The organism is Chromohalobacter sp., from assembly GCF_039830575.1.
GTDB classification, from domain to species: domain Bacteria; phylum Pseudomonadota; class Gammaproteobacteria; order Pseudomonadales; family Halomonadaceae; genus Chromohalobacter; species Chromohalobacter israelensis.
Window position 1 is genome coordinate 153,213 of the sequence record NZ_JBDOOX010000015.1, and the last position, 24,844, is coordinate 178,056.

The window sequence follows — 24,844 nt, forward strand, 5'->3', positions numbered from 1 at the left end:
CGCCGGTGGTTGTGGTACCTTGTCGCCACTTTCGTCATGTCGGCCCGCCTTGTGGTGGGCCGGAGTTTTGCCGAGTGGAGTTCGCTCGGCCCGGAGAACGTCAAGGACATCATGGACGCTAATCTCAAGATCGTTTCCCGGCTCGCCGAAGAGCTGGCCGTTCGTTCCCAGCAAGTCAGCGCCGCCGTGGCGCTGCTCGACGACGGCGCCACCGTTCCCTTCATTTCCCGTTACCGCAAGGAAGTCACCGGCGGACTGGACGATGGCCAGCTGCGCACGCTGGAAGAGCGCCTGCGCTACTTGCGCGAGCTGGAAGAACGGCGTGGCACGGTGCTGGCCAGCATCGACGAACAGGGCAAGCTGACCGATGCCCTGGCCGCGCAGATCGAGGCCGCCGATACCAAGCAGCGTCTCGAGGATTTGTACCTGCCGTACAAGAAAAAGCGTCGCACCAAGGCGCAGATCGCCCGCGAGGCGGGGCTTGCCCCCTTGGCCGAGTCGCTCTTGGCCGATCCCGATCTCGACCCCGAGACCGAAGCGGCAAGATATGTCCGTGCCGCCGAAGGCGATACGCCCGCCATCGAGGACGCCAAGGCCGCACTGGATGGCGCCAAGCAGATCCTCATGGAGCAGTTCAGCGAAGACCCCGACCTGGTCGGCCAGTTGCGTGAACGGCTGTGGAGCGAGGGGCAACTGGTGGCGCGCGTGATGAGCGGCAAGGAGCAGGAGGGGGCCAAGTTCTCGGACTACTTCGAGCACGACGAACCCTTCGCCAAGACGCCCTCGCACCGGGCCTTGGCCATGTTCCGCGGCCGCAATGAGGGAGTGCTGTCCCTGGCGATTCGTCTCCCCGGCGAGGAAGAGGCCGAGATCCATCCCGCCGAGGTGGCCATCGCCAGACACGCCGAGGTGGCGCTGACCGGCACCCGGCCGGCCACGCGCTGGCTCAAGGAAGTGGTGCGCTGGACCTGGCGCGTCAAGTTGTACACCCACCTCGAAACCGAGCTGATGAGTCGCCTGCGCGAGCGTGCCGAACGCGAGGCCATCGGCGTCTTCGCCGCCAACCTCAAGGATCTGCTGCTGGCAGCGCCGGCGGGGGCGAAAGCCACGCTGGCCATCGACCCCGGCCTGCGTACCGGCTGCAAGGTCGTGGTCGTGGACGCCACCGGCAAGTATCTGGAAGACACCGTCATCTATCCGCATGCGCCGCAGAAGCGCTGGGATCAGTCCCTGGCGACGCTGGCGGCGTTGGTCGAGAAACACGAAGTGGCCCTGATCGCGGTCGGCAACGGCACGGCCAGCCGCGAGACCGACAAGCTTGCCGGCGAGCTGGTCAAGCGTGTCTCGCGGCCGGTCGCCAAGGTCATGGTCAGCGAGGCCGGGGCGTCGGTGTACTCCGCCTCCGAACTGGCGGCGCGCGAGTTTCCACAGCTCGACGTCACCGTGCGTGGCGCGATCTCGATCGCGCGCCGTCTGCAGGATCCGCTGGCCGAGCTGGTCAAGATCGAGCCCAAGTCCATCGGGGTCGGCCAGTATCAGCACGATGTCTCCCAGGTGCAGCTGTCGCGCAGCCTGGAGGCGGTCATCGAGGACTGCGTCAACGCGGTGGGCGTGGAACTCAACACGGCCTCGAGTGCATTGCTGGCGCGGGTTTCCGGGCTCAACCCGACTCTCGCGGAGAATATCGTCGCCCAGCGCGATGCCAAAGGACAGTTCACCTCGCGTCGCGAATTGCTCGACGTCAGCCGGCTGGGGCCCAAGACGTTCGAGCAGTGCGCGGGTTTCTTGCGCATCATGAACGGTGACAACCCCCTCGATGCCAGCGCCGTCCACCCCGAGGCCTATGCGGTGGTGAATCGCATCGCCAAGCGACACCAGCGGGACCTGGCGGGCGTGATCGGCGACAGCGATTTCCTCAAGTCGTTGAATCCGGCCGATTATGTCGATGACACCTTCGGCGTGCCCACCATCAGCGACATTCTCAAGGAACTGGACAAGCCTGGACGCGATCCTCGTCCCGAGTTTCGCGCGGCCCAGTTCCGCGATGGCGTGGAAACGCTCAAGGATCTCGAACCCGGCATGGTGCTGGAAGGCAGCGTGACCAACGTCACCCACTTCGGGGCCTTCGTCGACATCGGCGTCCACCAGGATGGCCTGGTGCACATTTCGGCGTTGTCCGAGACGTTCATCGAGGACCCGCGCCAGGTGGTCAAGGCGGGCGACATCGTGAAGGTGAAAGTCATGGAAGTGGATCTCGAGCGCGCGCGAATCGGTTTGTCGATGCGCATGGGCGATACGCCCGGCGAGAGCTCGCGCGGCGGCGAACGGCCGTCGCGCCGTCAGCGCGGCGGCCGTGACCAGAACGGGCAGGGCAAGCGCGACCGGAGCCCGTCCGGTGGCGGTCTGGGCGCCCTCGGCGAGGCGCTGGAGAAGGCGCGTCGCCAATCTTGAGGCGCTCCCGAATGCGCTTGCGGCTTGAAAGGCGCCGGGACGCCTCCATAATGGTTTTTTCATGCGGCGCGCCCAGGCTGCCGTCGCATCGCCGGCATGGCCGGCGATGCGCTTGCCGCACACACGCGGCCGGCCGACACCGCCGGCCGGATACGGTCCATCGGTGACATACCGGGAGAAGCCGAGCTTTTCCCAGACGTGAGGGAATTAATCTTGTCCGAACCACTCGCCACCGCCATTCAGCGCATGCAGGGGCTGGCTCGCCAAGGGCTCTTCGGCCGCTTGCGCCGCGGCATCGAGAAGGAAGGCTTGCGCGTCGACGGCGCCGGGCGCATCGCCCAAACGCCACACCCCCATGCCCTGGGCTCCAAGCTCGCGCACCCCTATATCACCACCGATTACTCCGAGGCCCTGCTCGAGTACATCACGCCGGTGTACTGCCGGCCCACCGACGCGCTGGCGTTTCTCGGCGACCTGTTGCGCTACAGCTACCGCAAGCTCGACGATGAATTGATCTGGCCGGCCAGCATGCCGAGTCGTCTCGACGGCAACGACAGCGTGACCATCGCCGACTACGGCACCTCCAACGTCGGGACCATGAAGCATGTCTATCGCAAGGGGCTCGACGTGCGCTATGGGCGCATCATGCAGTCCATCGCCGGCGTGCATTACAACGTCTCGCTGCCGGAGGATCTGTGGCCACGGTTGCGCGAACTGGAAGGTCGCACCGGCGAGAGCCTAGAGGGGTATCGCTCCAGCCGTTATTTCGACTTGATCCGCAACTTCCGCCGTCATAGCTGGCTGTTGCTGTACCTGTTCGGCGCTTCCCCGGCGCTGGACCGCAGCTTTCTGACCGGCGAGGCACCGTCGCACCTCGAGGCACTGGGCAAGCACACCCTGGCGGGGCGCTATGCCACCAGCCTGCGCATGTCCGACCTGGGCTACCAGAACAAGGTGCAGGAGCAGCTCAAGATCTGTTTCAACTCGTTGTCGAACTACGTGGGCACGCTGCGTCACGCCATCAGCACCCCATGGCCCGACTATCAGCGCTTCGGGGTCAACGTCGATGGCGACTGGCGTCAGCTCAACGCCAATATCCTGCAGATCGAGAACGAGTATTACAGCGACATTCGTCCCAAGCGAGTGGCGCGCCACGACGAGACGCCCACCCAGGCGCTGGAAGCGCGCGGCGTCGAGTACATCGAAGTGCGCTGCCTGGACCTCGACCCCTTCACGCCGCTGGGCATCGATGAAACGCAGATGCGTTTCCTGGATACCTTCCTGCTGTGGTGCCTGCTTTCCGAGAGCCCCTGGATTCCCGACGAAGAATGCGATCGTCTCGACGACAACCGCCGCCTGGTGGTGGAGCGCGGCCGCGATCCCGACTTGATGCTCAGTGTCGGCGGTCGCCAGCGCTACCTGCGGGACTGGTCGCACGAGATCTTCGACGAGCTCGACGCGGTGGCCGAGCTGCTCGACTCTCAGGAAGACGCGACGCCGCATCGGGACGCGCTCGCTGCGCTCAAGCCGCGTCTCGACGATCCCGAATTGACGCCTTCCGGGCAGCTCTATGCGCAACTGGTCAACGAGAACATGGAGTATCTCGATCAGATGCTTGGCCTGGCCGAGCGCCAGGCCGCCGAGCTGCGCGATGCGCCCATGGATCGTGCCCGCGAGGCGCTGTTCGAGCAGCTCGTCGAAACCTCGCATCAGCAGCAGGCCGATATCGAGCGGGCCGACCATGAGGATTTCGCCACCTTTCTGGCGCACTATTTCGAACGCGCGGGCAAGCCGCTCAGCGCGGCTTGAACCAGGGCGTCGTTCCAGGGCCCGTGCACAGGTTCGCACGGGCCTTTTCGTGAATGTCGGGTCGTGAACGCCGGGGCTGAGTGTCCGGGGCGTGAGCGTCAGGCGGTCAATGCAAACAACGCGATGGGCGAGCGTGCGGCTGGCCGGAAAGCGTATAGGGAGAGATGACGATGATCATTCGACTGGCCGGCATGAGTGTGCGTCAGGGCTGTCTGCTGGGCCTTCTGATGTGTGCGCTGATGATGGGCGTGGCGCTGGTACTGCAATACGTCTATGGCTTGACGCCATGCCCGCTGTGCATCGGGCAGCGGATTGCCGTGCTGCTGGCCGCGTTCGTCTTCGCGATCGGTGCGCTGCACAATCCTGCGGGGAACCTGGGGCGCGGGCTCTACGCCGGGCTGGCGGCGCTGGCCTCGGCGCTGGGGCTGGCAGTCGCCGCGCGTCATGTATGGTTGCAGTCGTTGCCGCCGGAGAACGTACCGAGTTGCGGGCCGGGACTAGACTACATGATGGAAGTGCTGCCATTGTGGGATGTACTCTCTAGGGTGCTGGCCGGCTCTGGGGAGTGTGCCGAGATACACGGCTCGCTGCTGGGCATGTCGATCCCGCAATGGACGCTTCTGGGGTTCGCCGTGTTGCTGCTGATTCCGCTGGGCATGCTGGCCGGTATCGTGATTCGCCGCCGTTGAGGCGGCCGGGAAACGGCGGGAAGGCCGTTGCCCTCAATGTCAGGGAGCATGGCTCGCGAGGCCATGACAGGAGAGACTCACCATGCTGGAAGATACCAAGACGGCGTTGGAGCGCTGGGGCGGTGTGCATACGCTGATCGACCGCTGGCTGGAGCAGCGTCGTGACATGTTGGTGACGCTGGTGGAACTGCAGGAAGCCTGCGACGCCGAGTTGGAAACGGTCACCAAGGAGCGCATCGACGCCTTCAGCGAGACCCTGATGGATTACATCAGCGGTGGCCATTTCGAAATCTATCCGCAACTGCGTGACGAGGCGGTGGCCTTCGATGATCAGGAGGCCCTGGCACTCGCCGACCATCTGCTCGCACGCCTGGAAATGTCCACGCAAATGGTGCTGGAATTCGACAACGACTACTCGACCCCGGTGCGCTGTCAGCACTATGCGGCGCGCTTGCCGGCATGGCTCGAGCGTTTGACGAAAGGTCTGACCGAACGCTTTGCCCTCGAGGATCAGTTGATCGCGCGTCTGCATGCCGCGCATGCGCCGTCGCATGCCAGCGAGGCGGCGAGCGCGCCGCGCGCCTTGTCGTGAAGGGACGCCCCGGGCGCCACCGTGCGTTGACATCCCATGGGCAGTCAGTCGTCGGGTAGAAAGTGCGTGATACTGCCGTCGACGCCCAGCTGGGCGATGTCCACCGGGCGGCCCTGGGCATCCAGCGTGACCAGGCCGATGCCGGACTGGTTCCAGAGTCGCTCGCCGTGGCTGGCCCCTTGTGGCCGACGTGGACGAATGCGCATCGGGCGACGTTTGGTGAACCAGTTGAGTGGCGACGCAGGGGCATAAAGCCAGCGGTTGAGGCGGTCGAACGTATCCAGCAGCCGGCGGGGGAACTCGTTCTTCAATCCGCTGCTGGTGATCTGCCACAGGCGCGGCCCGTGCTGGCGCTGGCGGATATCGATGTCATAGACGAACGAGTAATGCACGTCGCCCGAGAGAATCACGTAATTGCCGGGTGTGCGGGTATGCCGAAAGATATTGAGCATGACGCTGGCGGCCCCACGGTGCGCCATCCAGTTTTCCGCATCCACCAGCAACGGCTTGCCCGCCAGGGTGAAGAGCCGTTGTATCCCCTCGATCAGCTTCACCCCGAACATCGGCGCCGGCGAGACGATGATCACCGAGCGCTGCCCGAGCAGCACCTGCTGCAGGTCGCTCAAGGCTTCCCAGTCCATCAGGCCCGACGGGTAATGACGTCGCCGCTCGCTGCGCCAGCGGTGCGTACGCGTATCGAGCACCACCAGGCGTGGCGTGGAAGGAAGCTGATAATGCCAATGATCGAAGGCATGCAGGTGCTCGATGAGGGTGTCCTGCGTCTGGCAGTCGAGTCGCCCGGCCGTGTCGCGCTGCTCGAACAGTGTCGCCAGCATGGGCCATAACGCACGAAAGGCGTCAGGGTCGTTGCCCCAGCCCTGACACAGCAGATATCCCAGCAGGGCGTTGCCGATGATGCGTCGCGAGAACGGGTGGCCGTAGGCGGTTTCCTCCCAGGCCGCGGACAGGTTCCAGTCATCGGTGACGTCGTGGTCGTCGAAGATCATCAGGATCGGCAGGTGGGCCATCACGCGTGCGGCGCGGGGCAGTCCCTCGCGGAAGGCAGCGATGATGCCGGCCTCGGTGTCGAAGATCTCCGCCAGCGTGTCGTCGAGCGTGGGGCGTGCCACCTCGATCAGCGACCAGGGCGTCGGCGACCACGCCAGCAGGTACATGGCCATGACCTCGCCCAGCGTGATCAAGTGGTTGTGGGCATTGCTGGTGGTGAAGACCGGCTTGCGGACACCGCCGAAAAAGCGCTCGCGCAGTTTTTCGTTGGCCTTGAACGCGGGCAGCAGCCGTTCGCGTCGGTAATAGGTATCGGGATGCGTGTACAGGCTCTCGGCGTCGTCGACCACCGCGCCCTGGACGCATTCGCCGAACAGTCCCAGTCGCCGGACGAGGGCATGGATGGCGACCAGCATCGGCCCGGCGACGTCGTCGGCGTAGATCTGATCGCCGCTCATCACCAGCGCCGCGGGCATGCGTTCGGGGGTGTCCCGCATCGCCTCGACATGCGCATCGGCGCGCACCAGCCCGTCGCCGGAAGGATGGTGCGGCTTGCGACACGACCCATGCAGCAGCGAATCGACACGCGAGCGCAGCACGAAACTCGGACGGATCGCCCCGTCATGCAGCAGATGCGGCGCCCAGTCGGCGATGCCTCGTGTGTTGCCACCGGCGTCGGACACGAGCAGGTCATAGCCGATCGTGCGGTTGCAGGGCAGCGGCGTGGCGAGCGGCACGTCGATGAGGTGCAGCCAGGCGTGCGTGCCCACCGGCAAGCGCCGGCACAGCGAGCTGTCCAGCGCCAGGCGTTGCTTCGACGTTTCCGCCTCCTCGGGGTGCAAGGTCAACGTCAGGTCGAGCGGACGCGACCCGACCAGCCAGATGACCAGGCGGTCGGGGAGGCAACGGCGCAGGATCGGTCCGGCCAGGACCTCGGGCAGGGAAGCGTGAGACGACGTCATGGAGCCAGCATAACGGGCGGCTCGCATGGCGTCATCAAGCGTCTCGCGCAGGGCGCAGGCAGGCGCGCACCTCGGCATCGCTGGTCTGGTCGAAGTGCCGGTACCACTGGCCCACCGAACCGAAATGCGCCGGCGTGGCCAGGCATTCGACGCGGTCGACCTCGGGACGCAGCGACGCCAGGCTTTCGGGAGCGGCGACCGGTACGGCGAGGATACAGTGCTCGGCGCCCAGGCGGCGCACCGCACGAATCGCCGCGCGCATGGTCGCGCCGGTGGCGATGCCGTCGTCGACCAGGATCACCGGCCGGCCGGCGAGCGACGGATAGGCTCGGTCGCCTCTAAATTCGCGTTCGCGACGTTCGAGCTCGTGCCGCTCGCGAGCGATGACTGAAGCGAGCCGTCGTTCGTCGAGCCCCAGTCGGTGAATGAGGGGCTCGTCGAGTACCTGCACGCCACCGCTGGCGATGGCGCCCATGGCGAATTCCTCGTGACCGGGGACGCCCAGCTTGCGCACGACCATCACGTCGAGGGTAGCGCCCAGGGCATGTGCGATCTCGGCGGCGACCGGCACGCCGCCGCGGGGCAGCCCCAGCACCAGCGCCGACGCGTCGACGCTGCCCTGTAACCGCTGGGCGAGGCGCCGGCCGGCGTCTCGACGATCTTGCAGGGGGAGTTCCTTCATGACGTGCCTCGTCGGATGCAGGCAATGGTGAAGACAGCATGGCCAGTTTTTTGCGCCCGGGCCAACCCCGCCGATCAAGGTGTCGGGGCGTGCGTCCTTTTGAGGCTGCGACGGTCGTGCAGAGAACGTTCGACGATGTCGATGCCGGGGCGATAATCGCCGGATGCCGCTTGCATGGCGCGGGTCAGGGCCAGCTCGGCGATGCGGTCGTGGTGCTGGGGCAGGGAATTGACCGCCAGGGGCAGGAAGTCCAGCAGGCGGTCGTCGCCGAATGTCGCCAGGCGCAGCCGCTCGGGCAGGCCGCCTTGCTCGAGCAGCACGTCGAAGACACCGTCCAGCAACACGTAAGAGGCGGTGACCAGGGCATCGGGAACGCCGTGTTCGTCGATCAGGCGTCGCATGAGGGCGGCGCCGGTGGCGCGGTCGTAACGCGCGCCGCTGAGCAGCAGCGGGGCATCGAGCCCGGCCTCGCGGGTGGTATCCAGAAAACCGGCACGACGTTCCACGCTGATCGACAGTTCGGGGACCGCATCCAGCCAGGCGATGCGGGTGACATCGTCGTCGATGACCGAGCGCGTCAGGGCGCCGGCGGCCTGATGGTTGTTGCTGACCACGCAGACGAAGCGCTCGGGGTCGAGGGCGCGATCCAGCGCGATGACCGGAAGCCCGCCCGCCATCAGGTCGAGGTAGAAGGGATCGTCCATGGCCAGGCTGCTGGCGACGATCAAGGCATCGCAGCGTTGCGCACGCAGGGCGCGGGCCAGCTCGCGCTCGGTATCCGGGTCGTCGTCCGACCCGGCGATCAGCAATTGATAGCCTTGACGACGCGCCCCGTTTTCCAGGCGCTTGGCCAGCCGTGCATAACTGGTGTTTTCCAGATCCGGCACGATGAAACCCAGCGTGCGACTCGCGCCACGTCGCAGCGCCGCCGCCTGAGCGTCGATGCGGTAGTCGTACTTGGCGACCACGGCCATGACGTGAGCCACCGTCTCCGGTCGGATGCGCCGCTCGGCGGCCTGGCCGTTGATCACGTAACTGGCCGTGGTGCGCGAGACGCCCGCCAGCCGAGCGATTTCTGCGAGAGTCATGGACATTCCTTGAGCGAGCCGGTGACACGAAGGCGCCTATTCTAGAGGCTGACGGGCAGTCTTGCCTGCCTGACCCTGCGAAGGTCTAGTGTCGTGCCGCTTGATAAATCGCGATGAACGTTTCAGCATTGCTTCCAAGATAGCTGACACGATTCAGCCCGTCATCCCCCAGGTTCCTGGACACGAGCCGGCGGGCGCGATCGCTGGCCTTACCCGAGGGGCGGATGGCTCCGCTCCGGCGGCATTCTGGAGATCTCCATGCTGACACTGACAAGTGACGACGTTCTGCTCGACCGGCACGCCGACGACTGGCGCGATGCCCTGGACCAGGCCGCCGAGGCGCTGGTCGAGGCCGGACGCGTGGCGCCCGGTTACCGTGACGGCCTGCACGCGCGCGAGGCGCAGTCGTCGACCTATCTCGGCAATGGCATTGCCATTCCCCACGGCACCCCCGAGAGCCGCGAACACGTCAAGACGACCGGCGTGCGGGTGTTGCAGTTCCCGCGTGGCATCGAGTGGCACGACGGTCAGCGGGTGACGCTGCTGGTGACCATCGCCGCCCAGAGCGATGAGCACCTCGATATCCTGCGTCAGCTCACGCACGTACTCGACCGCGATGGCGTGGCCGAGCGCCTGGCGGCGGCGGATAGCCGTGAAGAGGTCATTGCGTTGCTGTCCAGGGCGCCGATCGAGGCCCGCCTGGATGCCGACACGCTGTGCCTGGGATTCCCCGCGCGTGATCGTTTCGAGCTGGCACTGGCCGCCGCGGCGCGCTTGCGCCAGGTGGGCAGCGTGGACAGCAGCTTCGTGGCCGAGGTCAATACGCTGGAGCCGGTGGCGCTGGGCCAGGGGCTGTGGCTGGTGAGCAGTGCCCGTGGCGTCGTCACGCCGGCGCTGGGCGTGGCCACGCCCGAGCAGGCATTCGTGGGCCCCAAGGGGCCGGTCAATGCGGTGTTCTGCCTGGCGGCCCAGGGCGATGCCCATCGTGGGCTGCTCGAACGCCTGGGCATCCTGCTCGACGCGGGGGACGGCGAAAGCCTGGCCGACGCCGACGCGGCGACATTGCTGGCGCGTCTGTCGGGGGAGTCCGCCGACGCCGATACCGCGCGTGCCACGGTGCTCAACGCGCATGGGCTGCATGCGCGTCCGGCCAAGCAATTGGTGCAGGTCGCTCGGCGTCAGCGCGTGCCGGTCAAGGTGCGCCTGCTGGAGGGCTCGGGTCAGGCGGTGTCGGCGGCGAGTCTCACCAAGGTCATCGGTCTGGGCGCGCGGCGCGGTCAAGTGCTGGTGTTTTCCGCCGAGGGCGAGGGGGCCGGGGAGGCGCTCGACGCGCTCGTCGCGGCCGTCAAGGATGGGCTCGGCGAGCATGTCACGCCACTCCAGGAAACGCCGCTCGAGTCGCCCGCCGCCGAGGACGAGCCTCTTCCCGCGCCCCTGGAAGACGATGTCGCGCATCCCGCGGTCCCCGCGTCGCCGGGGCTGGCGATCGCGCCGGTCTTCGTGATGCGTACGCCGCGTTTCGAGTACCCCGAGCGCGCCAGCGACCTGGATGACGCGCGCCGCGGCGACAGCGACGCGCAACTGGCGCGTCTCGATGCCGCGATCGAGGAGGCCGCCGAGCAGTTGCGTGCCCTGGTACGTACCGCGCAGGGAGGCGAGGTCGCCGAGATCCTGTCGATGCACGAGGAAATGCTCGACGATCCCGAGCTGCGTGAAGCGGCGCACGAATCGCTGAATACCGGCATGAGTGCCGAGGCGGCATGGTGGTCGGCCATCGATACCGCCGCCCGCGCCCAGGAGAATCTCGCCGATCGCTTGCTCGCCGAACGTGCCGCCGACCTGCGCGATGTCGGCCGTCGCGTGCTGGGAATCCTGTGCGGCGTGCGCCTGCCCACGCCGCCGGAGACGCCCTACGTGCTGGTCACCGACGATGTCGGCCCGTCCGATGTGGCGCGGCTGGATACCAGCAAGGTGCGGGGGCTGGTCACCGCCCGTGGCGGTGCCACCTCGCACAGCGCGATTCTTGCCCGGGCACTGGGCATCCCCGCCGTGGTGGGGGCCGGCGAGCGGGTGCTGACGCTGGTCAACGATACCGAGATCATCGTCGATGGCGAGCGTGGCCGGGTGATCCCGGCGCCTTCCGCCGAGCGTCGCTCGCGTACCGAGCTGCGCTTGAAGGAGCACGAGATGCGCGAGCGCGAGGCGTATGCCGCGCGCCACGAGGAGGGCCGGACCCAGGATGGCCACCGTGTCGAGGTCGCCGCCAACCTGGGCAACACGGCCCATGCGGCGGATGCCGTCGAACGCGGCGCCGAGGGTGTGGGGCTGCTGCGTACCGAATTCGTGTTCATGGCGCATCCCGACGCCCCGGATCTGGACACCCAGATCGCCGAATATCGCCAGGCCATCGACGCGCTCGACGGGCGCCCGCTGGTGGCACGCACGCTGGACGTCGGCGGCGACAAGCCCCTGCCGTACTGGCCGCTGCCCCAGGAAGACAATCCGTTCCTCGGCTTGCGCGGCATCCGCCTGGCCCTGACGCGTCCCGAGGTGCTCGAGACGCAGCTGCGTGCCCTGCTGACCGCCGCCGGCGATCGGCCGCTGCGCATCATGTTCCCGATGGTCAAGGACATCGCCGAGTTCCGCGCCGCTCGCGAGATCTTCGACCGCGTGCAGGCCGAGGTTCAGGCCGGCGACGTGCAACTGGGGGTGATGATCGAGATTCCTTCGTGCGCGTTGCTGGCGCCGAGCCTGGCCGCCGAGGTGGATTTCTTCTCCATCGGCACCAACGACCTGACCCAGTACACCCTGGCCATCGACCGCGGCCATGCCGAGCTGTCGGCCCAGGCCGACGGTTTGCACCCGGCGGTGCTGGCGCTGATCCGCATGACCGTCGATGCGGCGCACGCCCAGGGCAAATGGGTGGGCGTGTGCGGCGAACTGGCCAGCGATGCCCAGGCGGTGGCCGTCCTGGTGGGGCTGGGCGTCGACGAGCTGTCGGTGTCGGCAAGGCAGGTGCCCATGGTCAAGGCGCGGCTGCGCGAGTTGACCCTCGCCACCGCGCGCCAGCACGCCGAGACCGCCTTGCGTCAGGCGACCAGCGACGCCGTGCGCGAAGCGCTGGAGGCCCTCTGATGGCGCGCGTGCTGACATTGACCCTCAATCCCGCCCTGGACCTGGCGATTCGCCTGCCCGCGCTGACCCTGGGGGCGGTCAATCGCACCGATGCCACCCACCTCGAGGCGGCGGGCAAGGGCGTCAACGTCGCCCGGGTGCTGGTCGCGCTGGGACACGAGGTGGCGGTGACCGGCTTTCTGGGCGGCGACAACGATGGCGCTTTCGTGCGCGCCTTCGCCGACTGGGGACTGGAGGATGCCTTCCTGCGCCTGGCCGGCGACACGCGCATCAATGCCAAGGTGGCCGAGGCCCGGGGACGCGTCACCGATATCAACGGCCCCGGGCTCGACGTCTCGCGCGATGATCTGGCGGCCTTGTACCGCGCGCTCGAGGCGCGGCTGACGGATGCCGCGACACGTCCCGACGCGGTGGTGATTGCCGGCAGTCTTCCCCCGGGGGTGGCGCCCGACGATCTGGGCGCCTTGATTCGCTGGCTGCGTGCGCATGACCTGCCGGTCTGGGTGGACACCAGTGGCGCGGCGTTGAGCGCCGCGATCGCGGCCACGCCGAGTGCCGTCAAACCCAACGAGACGGAACTGGCCGAGTGGGCCGGCGAGCCCCTGGCGGACATGACCGCGCGCGTCGCCGCCGCGACGCGCTTGCACGCGGCGGGCATCGAACATGCGCTGGTCTCGCTGGGAGGCGAGGGCATGCTGTGGGTGGGACCGCAAGGCAGCTGGCAGGCCACGCCGCCGCCGGTCGAGGTCGCCAGTACCGTGTGTGCCGGTGACACCCTGCTGGCAGCGATGCTGCATGGTCAATTGGCGGGCTTGCCTGCCGAGGACGCGTTGCGCCTAGCGAGCGGATTGTCCGCCGAGGCGGTGCGCCATGTCGGGGTCGGCGATGTGAAGGCCTCGGACCTAGAGCAACTCCAACAACGCACGCGCGTTCGTCGGCTCGACGACGGCGCGAGGGAGACCCTATGAAAGCGATCCTGATCACGGCCTGCCCGAGCGGCGTGGCCACGACGTTCCTGGCGGCTCGGCGTCTCGAGCACGCGGCCCAGCGGCGCGGCTGGCAGGTCACGGTGGAAATGCATGGCGAGCTCGAACCGCCGCAGCCTGTCTCGGACGCGGCATTGCGCGATGCCGACCTGGTGGTGGTGGCCGCCGACCATGTGCCCGATGCCGCGCGCTTCACCGACAAGCGACTGTTCCGGGCGCCGATCGCCGAGGCGCTGCCCGATCCCGATGCCTTCCTGTCGCGCGCCGAACGCGAGGCCGCTCCCTACAGTGGCGACGCGGCCGGCGCCGACACGAATGCCGCTCCCGCGGCGGGGGAGGCCCGGGGGAAGCGCATCGTGGCGGTGACGGCCTGTCCGACCGGCGTCGCGCATACCTTCATGGCCGCCGAAGCACTGGAAGACGCCGGGCGCAGCCTGGGGCATCACATGCGCGTCGAGACGCAAGGCTCGGTGGGCGCTCAGAACCAGCTGACCGAGGCGGAGATCGCCGACGCCGACGTGGTGCTGCTGGCCTGCGATATCGAAGTCGACGACGAACGCTTCGCCGGCAAGCCTATCTATCGTACGTCCACGGGCAATGCCCTCAAGAAGGCCAAGCCGACCATTGAGGAGGCGCTGGCCAATGCCGCCGTGGAGAGCCAGGCGACAGGGATCGCGAATGACGGCGGCAAGGCCAAGAGCGTCAAGGAGAAGGGCGTTTACAAGCACTTGCTGACCGGGGTGTCGTTCATGCTGCCCATGGTCGTCGCCGGCGGGTTGTGCATCGCGTTGTCGTTCGTGTTCGGCATCCAGGCCTACGAAGAAGAGGGCACGCTGGCCGCTGCCTTGATGCAGATCGGTGGCGGAACCGCCTTTGCCTTGATGGTGCCCGTACTGGCGGGCTACATCGCCTATTCGATCGCCGATCGTCCCGGCATCGCGCCGGGCATGATCGGCGGCATGCTCGCCAGCAACATCGGTGCAGGCTTCATCGGGGGGATCCTCGCCGGCTTTCTCGCGGGGTACGCGGCGAAGGCGATCACGCGCTATCTCAAGCTGCCGGCGAGCGTGGAATCGCTCAAGCCGATCCTCATCATTCCGCTGCTGGCGAGTCTGTTGACCGGTCTGGTGATGATCTACGTGATCGGCACGCCGGTGGCCGGTGTCCTCGATGCGCTGACCAACTTCCTCAACGGCATGGGGTCGACCAATGCCGTGCTGCTGGGGCTGTTGCTGGGCGGCATGATGTGCGTCGACATGGGCGGGCCGGTCAACAAGGCGGCGTACACCTTTGGCGTGGGCCTGCTGTCGAGCGAGACCTATGCCCCCATGGCGGCGATCATGGCGGCGGGCATGGTGCCGCCACTGGCCATGGGGATCGCCAGCATGCTGGCCAGGCACAAGTTCGCCCAGAGTGAGCGTGAGGGCGGCAAGGCGGCCTTCGTGCTGGGGCTCTGCTTCATCACCGAAGGGGCCATTCCCTTCGCCGCCAAGGATCCACTGCGGGTGCTGCCGGTCTGTATCGTCGGCGGCGCGGTGACCGGGGCGCTGTCGATGTATTTCGGCATCCAGCTGATGGCGCCGCATGGCGGGCTGTTCGTGCTGCTGATTCCCAACGCGGTTAATCTCGCCCTGTTGTATCTGCTCTGCATCGCGGTGGGAGCGGTGATCGCCGGTGTGGCCTATGCCATTATCAAGCCGGGTGCCTCCGCCGTGCCGGTGGCGGAAGGTGCCGCGTCCTGAGGCGACGGTCTCGCATCACCGATACGCAAGGAGCGCCCCATGGGGCGCTCCTTTTCATTGGTGGGCGCATCGGCGAGCGATGACGGATGCTGTGTGCCATGCCACGCGCGCAATGACGTGCGGCCCTGAGGCGTGGGCAATAAAAAAGGGGCGCATCCTGGATGCGCCCCTGCTCGCGTCATGGCCGGAAAATGGCCCGTTTCACGGTCATGCCGGCGGTTGTTCGGGGCTGTCCGGCATGGTCACGTTGCCTGGTGCTTCCCGGTTCATGTGCAGGAAGTGCAGGTGACGTTCGTACTGATCGAGAATGTCCTCGATGACCTGTTCCTTGCTGTAGCCCATCAGGTCATACCCCTGGCTGCCTTCGAGAAGATAGACCTCCAGGCGATAGTAATAGGCATTGGCCTGCTGGGCGCGCAGTGCGAACGAGGGGGTCGCGAACCGGCGTGGCCAGATCTGATAGGTGAAGTTCTGCTCGTCGCCGAGACCGACGTTGAGAGCCAGATGCGGGTCGTCGCCGTCTTCTTCGACGACCTCGACCTCGACGCCCTGTTGGCTCAACGCCTGACTGACGTCCTGCATGGCCGGTTTGCCTACCTCATCGAGGAAGCGGCGCGCCTGCTTGCTGCCCGGGAAACTCATGGCACGGCCCAGGCGCTGGCGCCAGCCACGTGGCGTACGTTCTGCCGCGCCGGTGCGGCTGGAAAGGTGACCGGCCAGGCTCGCGCGGTGACTGTCTTCCTTGAAGCCTTCCACTCGCAGGGCCTTGAACAGCCCCGCCATCATGAAGAACAGCACGATGGAGAACGGCAGCCCGGTGATGACCACCACGCTCTGCAGTGCCGACAAGCCGCCGGCCATCAATAGCGCCAGGGTCAGCAGGCCGATCACGCAGGCCCAGAGGATGCGCATCCAGATCGGTGCGTCGCTGTTCACGTCCTTGAGCCTAGACGTGAAATTGGAGAGTACCAGCGCCCCGGAGTCGCCGGAGGTCACGAAGAACACGATGGCCAGAATGGTGGTGACGATGGTCGTCAGCCCGGTCCACGGCAGTGACTCGAGGAACAGGTAAATGGAGGAGGCCGGCGTGTTCATCGCCGCATCGCCGAAGTCCGCCGCGCCGTTCATGACCATGTCGATGGCGCTGTTCCCCATGATCGACATCCACGCCATCATGAAGACCAGCGGCAGCATCAGCGTGCCGGCGACGAATTCACGAATGGTGCGGCCGCGGGAGATGCGCGCCAGGAAGAGTCCCACGAACGGCCCCCAGGCAATCCACCAGGCCCAGAAGAAGATCGTCCAGCCATTGAGCCAGGCGGTGGGCGGATCGAAGGCGTAGGTATTCATCGACAGGCTGATGAAGTCGGAGAAATAGTCGCCGACGTTGAGCACCAGCGCGTTGAGCAGAAACAGCGTCTTGCCGCTGAAGAGCACGAACAGCAGCAGCAACAGCGCCAACAGCATGTTGAACTCGGAAAGGCGGCGGATGCCCTTCTCGACCCCGGTGACGGCGGAGACGGTGGCGAAGAACACGATCATGATCACCAGCGCGGCCTGCACCAGGGTGTTCTCGGGAATCGAGAACATGTAGTTGAGACCGAAATTGAGCTGGATGACACCGATCCCCAGGCTGGTGGCGATGCCGAATACCGTGCCCAGAACGGCGGCGGTATCCACGGTATGGCCGATGGGACCGTGAATCTTCTTGCCGAAGATCGGATAGAGTGCGCTGCGGATGGTCAGCGGCAGATTGTGCCGATAGCTGAAGAACGCCAGCGACATCCCCACCAGGGTGTAGATGCCCCAGCCGGAAAGCCCCCAGTGCAGGAACGTCAACTGCATGGCGTGACGTGCGGCTTCCACCGTGTTGCCGTCTCCCTGAGGCGGCGCCAGGAACTGCGATACCGGCTCCGCGATGCAGAAGAACAGCAGGTCGATGCCGATGCCCGCCGAGAAGAGCATGGCCGCCCATGAGGCCATGTTGAAATCGGGCGTGGAATGATCCGGTCCCAGCTTGATCTTGCCGAAGCGTGATAGGCCGATGGCGATCACGAAGACCAGGTAGGCGACCACGGCCAGAAAGTAGTACCAGCCGAAAGAGTCGGAGATCCATCCCAGCACGGCATTGATCACGCCACTGGCCGAGTCGGTGAAGAACATCGTCCATAGCGCGAAGAGCACGATGCCGATCGCCGAACTGAAGAAGACCGCCGGATTGAGGCGATCGCGACTGACGTCGTCGGTGTGTTGTAGAGGCATGAGCGATCCTCGAGTTGTCGTAAGCGCGGCAGTAGCGTGACGTCATGTCACGGCACATCCTTCTTCACTATGGCCAAGTTGCGTGAAAACGCGATGTGGCCGTCGTGAGATATGCCGTCATTGTCTTGACGACGATCTCTCCAGGCGAGCGCCTTGGTAGCGGCACCCTGACCGCTGCCGAGAGGTTCGCCGCAAGCGCGACCGGAGTCGAGTCCGGGGCGCGTTGCGGGGAGACGTCGCATGCTACCGATGAAAGGTTATCGTGTTTTATTGATTGACCGTTCAATCAAAATACTTTGTTATGCATCGCCTTTCAACCTCGAGCGGCTATCGTCTGCGCTAGCGACTTCCCTGCGGCGTTTGGCTAATGGTCGACGCTGCGACATGCTTCTAGTATTCACACATACGTTTGCATGATTAACAGGTGGGCCATGTCTCCATACGCTGCACCGCTACGCGACATTCGCTTCGTGCTCGACACCTTGCTCGAGCACCGTTCGTTGGCATTGCCGCAATACCAGGATCTTTCTCCCGATGTGATCGACGCCGTGCTCGAGGAGGCCGGCCGAGTGGCGGGCGATGTCTGGGCGCCGCTCAACCAGGACGGTGACCGCCACGGATGTCGACTGGAGGGGGGTGAGGTGCTTACGCCTCCAGGCTTCGCCGAGGCGTATCGCGCCTTCGTCGAGGGCGGCTGGAACGGCATCGGCAGCGACCCCGAACACGGCGGCCAGGGGCTGCCCGAGGTGGTGGCCAGTGCGGTACAGGAAATGTGGCAAGGCGCCAACATGGCGCTGGCCTTGTGCCCCCTGTTGACCGCGGGCGCCGTGGAGGCGCTGGCGCAGCATGGCGACGAGGCGCTCAAGGCGCGTTATCTCGAGAAGCTGGTGAGCGGCGAGTGGACGGGGACCATGAACCTCACCGAGCCACAGGCCGGCTCCGATCTCTCGGTGGTGCGTACCCGTGCAGTACCCGACGGTGCGCATTACCGCCTGCATGGCCAGAAGATCTTCATCACCTGGGGCGAGCACGACTGCGCAGAGAATATCGTGCATCTGGTGCTGGCGCGTTTGCCGGATGCCGCCGAGGGCAACCAGGGCATCTCACTGTTTCTGGTGCCCAAGCGGCTGGTGGACGGGCAGGGTCGACTGGGCGAGCGCAACGACGTGAACTGTGTCTCGCTGGAACACAAGCTGGGAATTCACGGGTCGCCGACCTGCATGCTCGGTTTCGGTGAACGTGACGGTGCCATCGGCTATCTGGTCGGCGAGCCTGGCCGGGGGCTGGCGCACATGTTCACGATGATGAACGCGGCCCGCCACAAGGTCGGGATTCAAGGCATCGGCGTCGCCGAACGCGCCTATCAGCAGGCCCTGGCCTATGCCCGTGAACGTGTCCAGGGGCGCGTGCCCAAGTCCCGCGGTGGCGGCCCCGCAACACTCATCGAGCATTACGATGTGCGGCGCATGCTGCTGTCGATGCGGGCACGTCTGGAAGCGTTGCGTGCCCTGGCCCTGTTGTCGGCCAGCGAAATGGATATCGCGCGTCATGCGGAATCCACCGAGGCGCGTGAGCGAGCCCAGCAGCGTGTCGATCTGTACACCCCGATCGTCAAGGCCTTCTCGACCGATCAGGCCGTGGACATTGCGTCGTTGGCCGTCCAGGTGCACGGCGGCATGGGGTACATCGAGGAAACCGGCGTTGCGCAGCATCTCCGCGACGCGCGCATCGCGCCGATCTACGAGGGTACCAACGGCATACAGGCGCTCGATCTGGTGACACGCAAGCTTCACCGTGACCGCGGGGCGGCCCTGAATTCGGTTCTCGACGAGGTGGCGGTCTGTGCGGCGTCGCTGGCGAACGATCCCGAGCTCGCCGCGTGGGGGCGTGCATTGCGCGACGGTGTCGACGATACGCGCCGCGCCCTGGAGGTGGTGCTGGAACGTGCCGCCGATGCCGAGAAGGGCCATGATGCGCTCCAGGCCCTGGCCACGCCGATGCTCGATCTGGTCGGCCATGTCCTGTGTGCCTGGCAGATGGGACGTGCTGCGCTGCGGGCACGCGCGGCCCTGCAGGACGGCTACGAGGACACGGCCTTTTATCGAGCCAAGCTGGCCAGTGCCGAGTTCGTGGTGTGCCATTGGTTGCCTCGGGGGCGTGCACAGCTGGCCGCCATCGAGGCCGCGCCGGCGCTGTTCGACGCGCCCTTGTGAGGCCGCGCACGGCTCAGCGTGCGGGGTCGACGAATCCGTTCAGGGACGTGTTGCGGCGAAACCAGCCGGCGATGCTGGCGCGGGGGGCCTGGGTGGGCAGCACCTCATGGGGAATGCGGTCGGCGAGAAAGCACACGAAGGTCCCGAGCCTGGGGGAAACGCGTGCCACTTCGCGTTCGGGGACGTCGGGATCGAACAGGACCATCTCGCCCCCGTGGTCGTGCGACCAGGCCGGGTTGAGGTAGGCCACGCTCGAGACGACACGATTGGAACGGCCGCGAAAGCTGTCGAGGTGCTTCTTGTAGAACGCGCCTGGCGGGTAGAGGGCGAAATGCGCCTCGAACTCGAACAGCCCCAGGTATAGCGCCCGGTTGATCTCCTGCTGCAGCAGCGCCATCACCGCCAGGTATTGGCGCTGGGCGCGGCTTTCGCGGTCCAGCCAGTGAATGGCGTCGCCGCGGACCTCGCGCTTGATGCGATGCGCCTGACCGCGCCCGATCCCGGCGACCTCCAGCGCCGCCTGTTCCTCGAGGCCATGCAGTTCGGCATGCAGCGTTCGGCACAACGAGGCATCGAGGAATTCCTCGGCGACGAACCAGCCTTGCGTGACCAGTGCCTCCATCAGCGCGGGGAGGGCGACGATATCGAGGTAGTCGGCGGCGATATGGCGTGACATGCGCGATGGACTCGTGAGTGGCTCAGGGCAGTGACGTGGGGCGAGGCGCCAGATGGCGCACGGGCCGGCCGGGTGGCGCATGGTCGAGGCTGATCGGTCGCGCGAAGCCGACCGCCAGGAGTTCGACCAGCATCATGGCCGAGAGCCCCCAGATGACATAGTCCTGATAGGCGTAGCTGGGCACGTAATAGACCCGCTCGCCGTGGCGGATGGCATCGGTATGGCTGCGCTGATCCTGGAGCAGCCAGGTCAGCGGCACCTCGAAGATGGCGTCGAGTTCATTGCCGTCCGGCTGCAAGGGCAAGTTCGGCGGAATCAGCCCGACGAACGGCGTCACGCACAAGCCATGGCGCGAGATGACATCGCTCAGCCGCCCCAGCGGCTCGACCCGTGATGGCGGCAGCTGAATTTCCTCGCTTGCCTCGCGCAGGGCCGTGGCCCACAGGTCGGCATCTTCGGGTTCGACCTTGCCGCCGGGAAAGGCCACCTGGCCGCCGTGCTGGGCGAGATGCCCGGCACGCCGCGTCAGCAGCAAGGTCGGCTCCTCGCGCGCGACGATCGGCAACAGCACCGCCGCCCGAGGCATGCCGACACTCAGGCGTTGCGGGTGATGCGCTTGCAGGCGTTTGCGGAGTTTCTCTAACATGAGGCGGTCGATGGCGGCGTAGGTGACGAAGGCGATATTACGTCGAGTCTACGCAATGCGGCCGCGACAGGCGAGGCATGACGATCGCCGATTCATTCTTCAGGTGACGGGGCCCGTCACCGCCGCCCGAGGACGACCATGAACTTCTGCAGCCATTGTGGCCATTCCGTGCGCTTCGCGATTCCCGAGGGCGACGACCGCGGGCGTTTTCTCTGTGACGCCTGCGGCACCGTGCATTACCAGAACCCGCGCATCGTGGCCGGTACCCTGCCGGTCTCCGACGGTCGCGTGCTGTTGTGTCGCCGGGCGATCGCGCCGCGTCTGGGGTACTGGACGCTGCCCGCGGGGTTCATGGAAAACGGCGAAACCACGAGCGAGGCCGCGGCGCGCGAAACCCGCGAGGAAGCCTGTGCCGAGGTCGACCTCCGGGGGCTTTACACCATGATCAGCCTGCCGCACATCGACCAGGTGTACATGATCTTTCGCGGCGATCTGCGCGGCGACTACGCGCCCGGGCCCGAGAGTCTCGAAGTGGCGCTGTTCTCCGAGGCCGAGATTCCCTGGCACGAACTGGCCTTTCCCACCATCGAGCGCACGCTGCGGCATTACTTCGACGACCGTCTCAACGACGATTATCCGTTGCATGTCAGCGACATCACCGCCGAGGACCGCGAACGTTACCTCGGCAGTGCGTGACCCGGCCGCTGCCCATGATCGCTGGCGCCTACTAGGCCATGTGCGCAACGTCGGCGGGCGCGGGCGGTCTTCTTTCCAAGCCTAGACGTCCGCCAGTTGCCAGGCCTCGTACGCCGGCTCTTCGTAGGGGTGCGCCAGCTTGAGCGCGGCGACGGCCGCTTCCAGGCGAGCATCCTCGCAGACCAGTTCGACCTTGAGCTCCTCGACGTGGCTGAGCGCGCCGACTTGCCCGATATGCGGGTCGGCACCGTCGAGGGGGCGGAATTGCCCCTGCCCGGCGGTCTGGAAGCAGCAGGCCTCATAGTCGCCGATGCGCCCGGCGCCGGTGGCGAACACTGCCTCCTTGACGCTTTCGGCTTCCTCCACGGGCACGAAAAAAGCAAGCTTGTACATTCTCGACTCCTGTTGCGTTGACCCTTGTGGCGTTGACGTCCGTTGCGTAGAACGTGAGGCGTCTCGTGTACGCCGGTGCCGCGCCGACTGCGCGGGTGTCTTGATGATGGCATAATGCCGGGCAGCTGTCGGTCCAGGACGGAACCAACGATGTTGAAGTGGATATGTGTGGTGCTGGTGGTACTGATCACACTGCTGCAGTACCACCTGTGGTTCGGTGAAGGCGGGGTGCGCGAACTCAATCACATTCGCAGCCGTGCCGATGTACTCGAGCAGGAAAACGATCGCCTGCAGGCGCGCAACGATCGCCTGGCGGCGGAGGTGATCGATCTCAAGAACGGGCTCGATGCCATCGAAGAGCGTGCGCGCAGCGATCTGGGCATGGTGCGTCAGGACGAGCAGTTTTTCTGGGTGCCCGGCGTGGTGGCCGAGCGTTCCATCGTCGAGCAAAGCGCGTCCACGCTGCGCGGCGATCCCGAAAAAGCCTCATCGATGCCCGAGGAGGCCTCGCCATGAGTCGTCTGTGGCTGATCGTGCCGGCAGCCGGACAGGGGCGCCGGATGGGGGCCGAGTGCCCCAAGCAGTATCTCGACATCGCCGGGCGTCCGGTCCTGGCGCATACCCTGGCGCGCCTGCACGAAGCCTTCCCGGAAGCCGCGTTGCGCCTGTGCCTCGACCCCGACGACACGCGCTTTTCGCCCGAGTGGGTACCGTTCGCCGATTGGCAGCGGGTGGCCGGTGGCCGGGAGCGAGTCGATTCGGTGGAAAACGCCCTGGCGAGTCTCGCCGATGTCGCGGCGGACGACGACCTGGTGCTGGTCCACGATGTGGCGCGGCCCTGCGTGGCCGTCGAGGATTTACGGCGCCTGCGCGAGGCATTGACGACGAGCCCCGAGGGCGGTCTGCTGGCGGCCCCGGTGGCCGATACCATGAAGCGCGCCGACGCGCGCGGGCATGTGGTACATACCGTCTCGCGCGAGGGGCTGTGGCACGCCATGACGCCGCAGGGCGCGCCTTATCGCGTGCTGTGTCGCGCCTTCGCTCATGCCCGGGGGGCGGGCGTCGTCCTCACCGATGAAGCCTCGGCGCTGGAAGCCTGGGGGCTGGCGCCGCGTCTGGTGCCCGGGCGCCGCGACAATCTCAAGATCACCCATCCCGAGGATCTTGCGCTCGCCACACGACTGCTGGCTGGCGATCCGGCCAGCCGACGCGCCACCGGCGCACTTTCCGACGACTCACTCGCCGACGAGGCTCGTTCATGACGCTACGCATTGGCCACGGCTTCGACGTCCATCGCTTTGGCGATGGCGACCACCTGATGATCGGTGGCGTACGCATCCCCTATGTACAAGGCTTCGTCGCCCACTCCGATGGCGACGTGCTGCTGCACGCGATCTGCGATGCCCTGCTCGGTGCCTGCGCGCTGGGCGATATCGGCCGTCACTTTCCCGACACCGACGCGGCCTGGGCGGGGGCCGATAGCCGCGACCTGCTGCGTCACGTCCACACCCTGGTGATGGCCGCCGGCTATGCAGTCGCCAACCTGGATGCCACCGTGATCGCCCAGGCGCCGCGCATGGCCGAGCACATACCCGCCATGCGCGCGTGCATCGCCGAGGATCTGGACCTCGACACCACGGCGGTCAACGTCAAGGCGACCACCAGCGAGCGGCTCGGTTTCACCGGCCGCAAGGAAGGTATCGCCGCCGAGGCGGTGGTGTTGTTGATGCCGACGGGAATGACATGAGCGAGACGCCGATCTGGCCACCCCGGTGGCCCCGCGCGCATGGCGGCCCGCTGGCCGCAGGGGACTTCCGCGCGACGCCCGAGGACTTCATCGTCGAGGAGGTGTTCGACTTCGCTCCGGAAGGCCAGGGCGAACACCTCTGGTTGTGGATCGAGAAGCGCGACCTGACGACGCCGGAAGCCGCCAAGCGGGTGGCGCGAGCGTGTGGCGTGCGTCCGCGAGACGTGGGCTACAGCGGCCTCAAGGACCGTGTCGCGGTGACGCGTCAGTGGTTGTCGGTGCACCTGCCCGGACGCGAGGCGCCCGCAGAGCTGACGGCGACGCTGGCGACGTCGGGCATCGCGATTCTCGACGCACGTCGCCATCCCCGCAAGCTCAAGCGCGGGGTGCATCGACTGAATCGCTTCACGCTACGCTTGACGGGGGATATCGCCGAGCATCCGGGCTTGTCGCGACAGTGGCAGACGCTTTGCGAGGCGGGGGTGCCGAACTACTTCGGACCGCAGCGTTTCGGTCGCGAGGGACGCAATCTGATCATGGCGCGATCAGCCTTCGCCCGGGGATGGCGCAAGCGTGACGATCCGCATGGCATGCAGCTTTCCGCGGCGCGCAGCTTCCTGTTCAATGAGGTACTGGCGGCGCGTCTGCGCACTGACTGCTGGCGGACCCCGCGCGATGGCGATGTCCTGGCCCTGGCCGGCAGCGCCAGCCGTTTCGTGACGGAGACCGTCGATGCCACGCTGCTCGATCGCGCGCGGCGTGGCGATGTCGCGCCGACCGGGCCGCTATGGGGCAAGGGCCGGCAGGAGAGCGGCGCCGAGGTGGCGGCGCTGGAAGCCGACATCATGGCGACGCATGCCGCGCTGTCCCAGGGGTTGGAAGCGGCCGGCGCGCGCATGGATCGACGCCCCTTGTGCTTGCGTCTCGAGACGCCGGCGCTGCGTCTCGACGAGGAGGGCGGCGTGGTGGTGAGTTTCGGCCTGCCGCGCGGCGCCTTCGCCACGGCGGTGCTGCGCGAATTGATGCAACACCCCGTCCTTTGAGCGGGGTGCGATGCGCCGGGGATT

Annotated in this window: 20 protein-coding genes; 13 read left to right on the forward strand and 7 right to left on the reverse strand. The window is 66.5% G+C overall.

Translation table 11 applies throughout. From position 1 onward, the window contains the following. The first annotated feature begins 111 nt into the window (after nt 1-111). The 4 genes from ABGX75_RS15335 (at nt 112) to ABGX75_RS15350 (ending at nt 5,541) form a co-directional block, all read left to right on the forward strand. Nucleotides 112-2,451 carry a Tex family protein gene (locus ABGX75_RS15335; RefSeq protein WP_347411150.1) on the forward strand — a complete coding sequence of 780 codons (2,340 nt, stop codon included), beginning with the start codon at nt 112-114 and terminating at the stop codon, nt 2,449-2,451. Between the two features lie 246 nt (nt 2,452-2,697). Beyond that, a complete protein-coding gene (gene gshA, locus ABGX75_RS15340) occupies nt 2,698-4,260 on the forward strand; it encodes a glutamate--cysteine ligase (RefSeq protein WP_179153067.1) in 1,563 nt (520 codons plus the stop codon). Nucleotides 4,261-4,430: 170 nt separating this feature from the next. Beyond that, on the forward strand, nt 4,431-4,949 hold the full coding sequence (locus ABGX75_RS15345; protein ID WP_128689938.1) for a disulfide bond formation protein B: 519 nt from the start codon (nt 4,431-4,433) through the stop codon (nt 4,947-4,949). A gap of 82 nt (nt 4,950-5,031) precedes the next feature. Further along, nucleotides 5,032-5,541, forward strand: coding sequence for an Rsd/AlgQ family anti-sigma factor (locus ABGX75_RS15350; protein WP_011507945.1), 510 nt, complete (start codon nt 5,032-5,034; stop codon nt 5,539-5,541). 44 nt (nt 5,542-5,585) lie between these two features. Here the strand turns inward: ABGX75_RS15350 and ABGX75_RS15355 are convergent, their stop codons facing one another. The 3 genes from ABGX75_RS15355 to cra form a co-directional block, all read right to left on the reverse strand. Further along, on the reverse strand, nt 5,586-7,511 hold the full coding sequence (locus tag ABGX75_RS15355) for an alkaline phosphatase D family protein (RefSeq protein WP_347411139.1): 1,926 nt from the start codon (nt 7,509-7,511) through the stop codon (nt 5,586-5,588). A gap of 34 nt (nt 7,512-7,545) precedes the next feature. Next, nucleotides 7,546-8,193: a phosphoribosyltransferase family protein gene (locus tag ABGX75_RS15360; protein WP_347411140.1), complete on the reverse strand. Its 648-nt coding sequence runs from the start codon at nt 8,191-8,193 to the stop codon at nt 7,546-7,548. Nucleotides 8,194-8,267: 74 nt separating this feature from the next. Continuing rightward, a complete protein-coding gene (gene cra, locus ABGX75_RS15365) occupies nt 8,268-9,281 on the reverse strand; it encodes a catabolite repressor/activator (protein ID WP_035413756.1) in 1,014 nt (337 codons plus the stop codon). A gap of 258 nt (nt 9,282-9,539) precedes the next feature. Here cra and ptsP point away from each other — a divergent pair, with 258 nt between their 5' ends. From ptsP to ABGX75_RS15380, 3 genes are read left to right on the forward strand one after another with little or no spacing between them, the layout of a single operon-like run. Beyond that, nucleotides 9,540-12,416, forward strand: coding sequence for a phosphoenolpyruvate--protein phosphotransferase (gene ptsP / locus ABGX75_RS15370; RefSeq protein ID WP_347411141.1), 2,877 nt, complete (start codon nt 9,540-9,542; stop codon nt 12,414-12,416). Next, nucleotides 12,416-13,384, forward strand: a complete 969-nt coding sequence (pfkB, locus tag ABGX75_RS15375) for a 1-phosphofructokinase (RefSeq protein WP_011507940.1) — start codon at nt 12,416-12,418, stop codon at nt 13,382-13,384. The genes ptsP and pfkB overlap by 1 nt, the downstream gene beginning before the upstream one ends. Continuing rightward, on the forward strand, nt 13,381-15,144 hold the full coding sequence (locus ABGX75_RS15380; protein WP_347411142.1) for a PTS fructose-like transporter subunit IIB: 1,764 nt from the start codon (nt 13,381-13,383) through the stop codon (nt 15,142-15,144). The genes pfkB and ABGX75_RS15380 overlap by 4 nt, the downstream gene beginning before the upstream one ends. A gap of 207 nt (nt 15,145-15,351) precedes the next feature. Here ABGX75_RS15380 and ABGX75_RS15385 read toward each other — a convergent pair whose 3' ends face one another. Beyond that, nucleotides 15,352-17,406: a choline transporter gene (locus ABGX75_RS15385; RefSeq protein WP_011507938.1), complete on the reverse strand. Its 2,055-nt coding sequence runs from the start codon at nt 17,404-17,406 to the stop codon at nt 15,352-15,354. Between the two features lie 431 nt (nt 17,407-17,837). Between ABGX75_RS15385 and ABGX75_RS15390 the strand changes: the two genes are divergently transcribed. Further along, a complete protein-coding gene (locus ABGX75_RS15390) occupies nt 17,838-19,619 on the forward strand; it encodes an acyl-CoA dehydrogenase (RefSeq protein WP_347411143.1) in 1,782 nt (593 codons plus the stop codon). 13 nt (nt 19,620-19,632) lie between these two features. Here the strand turns inward: ABGX75_RS15390 and ABGX75_RS15395 are convergent, their stop codons facing one another. After that, nucleotides 19,633-20,295: a 2OG-Fe(II) oxygenase gene (locus ABGX75_RS15395; protein ID WP_347411144.1), complete on the reverse strand. Its 663-nt coding sequence runs from the start codon at nt 20,293-20,295 to the stop codon at nt 19,633-19,635. A 22-nt stretch (nt 20,296-20,317) separates the two neighbouring features. Then, nucleotides 20,318-20,941, reverse strand: a complete 624-nt coding sequence (locus ABGX75_RS15400) for a CoA pyrophosphatase (protein ID WP_347411145.1) — start codon at nt 20,939-20,941, stop codon at nt 20,318-20,320. A 138-nt stretch (nt 20,942-21,079) separates the two neighbouring features. Between ABGX75_RS15400 and ABGX75_RS15405 the strand changes: the two genes are divergently transcribed. Then, on the forward strand, nt 21,080-21,637 hold the full coding sequence (locus tag ABGX75_RS15405; protein ID WP_011507934.1) for an NUDIX hydrolase: 558 nt from the start codon (nt 21,080-21,082) through the stop codon (nt 21,635-21,637). An 81-nt stretch (nt 21,638-21,718) separates the two neighbouring features. Here the strand turns inward: ABGX75_RS15405 and ABGX75_RS15410 are convergent, their stop codons facing one another. After that, entirely contained in the window at nt 21,719-22,030 is a 312-nt protein-coding gene (locus ABGX75_RS15410; protein ID WP_011507933.1) for an NIF3 1, read from the reverse strand. A gap of 150 nt (nt 22,031-22,180) precedes the next feature. On the opposite strand from ABGX75_RS15410, the gene ftsB reads away from it, so the two are divergent. From ftsB to ABGX75_RS15430, 4 genes are read left to right on the forward strand one after another with little or no spacing between them, the layout of a single operon-like run. Further along, the gene (gene ftsB, locus ABGX75_RS15415) at nt 22,181-22,546 is read left to right on the forward strand and encodes a cell division protein FtsB (protein ID WP_224113695.1); all 366 of its coding nucleotides are present in this window, start codon (nt 22,181-22,183) and stop codon (nt 22,544-22,546) included. Next, the gene (ispD, locus tag ABGX75_RS15420) at nt 22,543-23,292 is read left to right on the forward strand and encodes a 2-C-methyl-D-erythritol 4-phosphate cytidylyltransferase (protein WP_011507931.1); all 750 of its coding nucleotides are present in this window, start codon (nt 22,543-22,545) and stop codon (nt 23,290-23,292) included. The genes ftsB and ispD overlap by 4 nt, the downstream gene beginning before the upstream one ends. After that, nucleotides 23,289-23,777, forward strand: coding sequence for a 2-C-methyl-D-erythritol 2,4-cyclodiphosphate synthase (gene ispF / locus ABGX75_RS15425; RefSeq protein ID WP_179152868.1), 489 nt, complete (start codon nt 23,289-23,291; stop codon nt 23,775-23,777). The genes ispD and ispF overlap by 4 nt, the downstream gene beginning before the upstream one ends. Continuing rightward, nucleotides 23,774-24,820, forward strand: coding sequence for a tRNA pseudouridine(13) synthase TruD (locus tag ABGX75_RS15430; RefSeq protein ID WP_224113694.1), 1,047 nt, complete (start codon nt 23,774-23,776; stop codon nt 24,818-24,820). The genes ispF and ABGX75_RS15430 overlap by 4 nt, the downstream gene beginning before the upstream one ends. Nucleotides 24,821-24,844 lie beyond the last annotated feature (24 nt).

What these genes read in the sequence shown, in the direction of transcription:
- ABGX75_RS15350 (WP_011507945.1), top strand. Translation starts at nt 5,032, where the DNA reads ATGCTGGAAGATACCAAGACGGCGTTGGAGCGCTGGGGCGGTGTGCAT.
- ispD (WP_011507931.1), top strand. Translation starts at nt 22,543, where the DNA reads ATGAGTCGTCTGTGGCTGATCGTGCCGGCAGCCGGACAGGGGCGCCGG.
- ABGX75_RS15410 (WP_011507933.1), bottom strand. Translation starts at nt 22,030, where the DNA reads ATGTACAAGCTTGCTTTTTTCGTGCCCGTGGAGGAAGCCGAAAGCGTC.
- ABGX75_RS15430 (WP_224113694.1), top strand. Translation starts at nt 23,774, where the DNA reads ATGAGCGAGACGCCGATCTGGCCACCCCGGTGGCCCCGCGCGCATGGC.
- ABGX75_RS15345 (WP_128689938.1), top strand. Translation starts at nt 4,431, where the DNA reads ATGATCATTCGACTGGCCGGCATGAGTGTGCGTCAGGGCTGTCTGCTG.
- ABGX75_RS15405 (WP_011507934.1), top strand. Translation starts at nt 21,080, where the DNA reads ATGAACTTCTGCAGCCATTGTGGCCATTCCGTGCGCTTCGCGATTCCC.
- ftsB (WP_224113695.1), top strand. Translation starts at nt 22,181, where the DNA reads ATGTTGAAGTGGATATGTGTGGTGCTGGTGGTACTGATCACACTGCTG.
- ABGX75_RS15390 (WP_347411143.1), top strand. Translation starts at nt 17,838, where the DNA reads ATGTCTCCATACGCTGCACCGCTACGCGACATTCGCTTCGTGCTCGAC.
- ABGX75_RS15335 (WP_347411150.1), top strand. Translation starts at nt 112, where the DNA reads ATGGACGCTAATCTCAAGATCGTTTCCCGGCTCGCCGAAGAGCTGGCC.
- ABGX75_RS15355 (WP_347411139.1), bottom strand. Translation starts at nt 7,511, where the DNA reads ATGACGTCGTCTCACGCTTCCCTGCCCGAGGTCCTGGCCGGACCGATC.
- ABGX75_RS15380 (WP_347411142.1), top strand. Translation starts at nt 13,381, where the DNA reads ATGAAAGCGATCCTGATCACGGCCTGCCCGAGCGGCGTGGCCACGACG.
- ABGX75_RS15385 (WP_011507938.1), bottom strand. Translation starts at nt 17,406, where the DNA reads ATGCCTCTACAACACACCGACGACGTCAGTCGCGATCGCCTCAATCCG.
- ABGX75_RS15395 (WP_347411144.1), bottom strand. Translation starts at nt 20,295, where the DNA reads ATGTCACGCCATATCGCCGCCGACTACCTCGATATCGTCGCCCTCCCC.
- pfkB (WP_011507940.1), top strand. Translation starts at nt 12,416, where the DNA reads ATGGCGCGCGTGCTGACATTGACCCTCAATCCCGCCCTGGACCTGGCG.
- ptsP (WP_347411141.1), top strand. Translation starts at nt 9,540, where the DNA reads ATGCTGACACTGACAAGTGACGACGTTCTGCTCGACCGGCACGCCGAC.
- ABGX75_RS15400 (WP_347411145.1), bottom strand. Translation starts at nt 20,941, where the DNA reads ATGTTAGAGAAACTCCGCAAACGCCTGCAAGCGCATCACCCGCAACGC.
- ABGX75_RS15360 (WP_347411140.1), bottom strand. Translation starts at nt 8,193, where the DNA reads ATGAAGGAACTCCCCCTGCAAGATCGTCGAGACGCCGGCCGGCGCCTC.
- ispF (WP_179152868.1), top strand. Translation starts at nt 23,289, where the DNA reads ATGACGCTACGCATTGGCCACGGCTTCGACGTCCATCGCTTTGGCGAT.
- gshA (WP_179153067.1), top strand. Translation starts at nt 2,698, where the DNA reads ATGCAGGGGCTGGCTCGCCAAGGGCTCTTCGGCCGCTTGCGCCGCGGC.
- cra (WP_035413756.1), bottom strand. Translation starts at nt 9,281, where the DNA reads ATGACTCTCGCAGAAATCGCTCGGCTGGCGGGCGTCTCGCGCACCACG.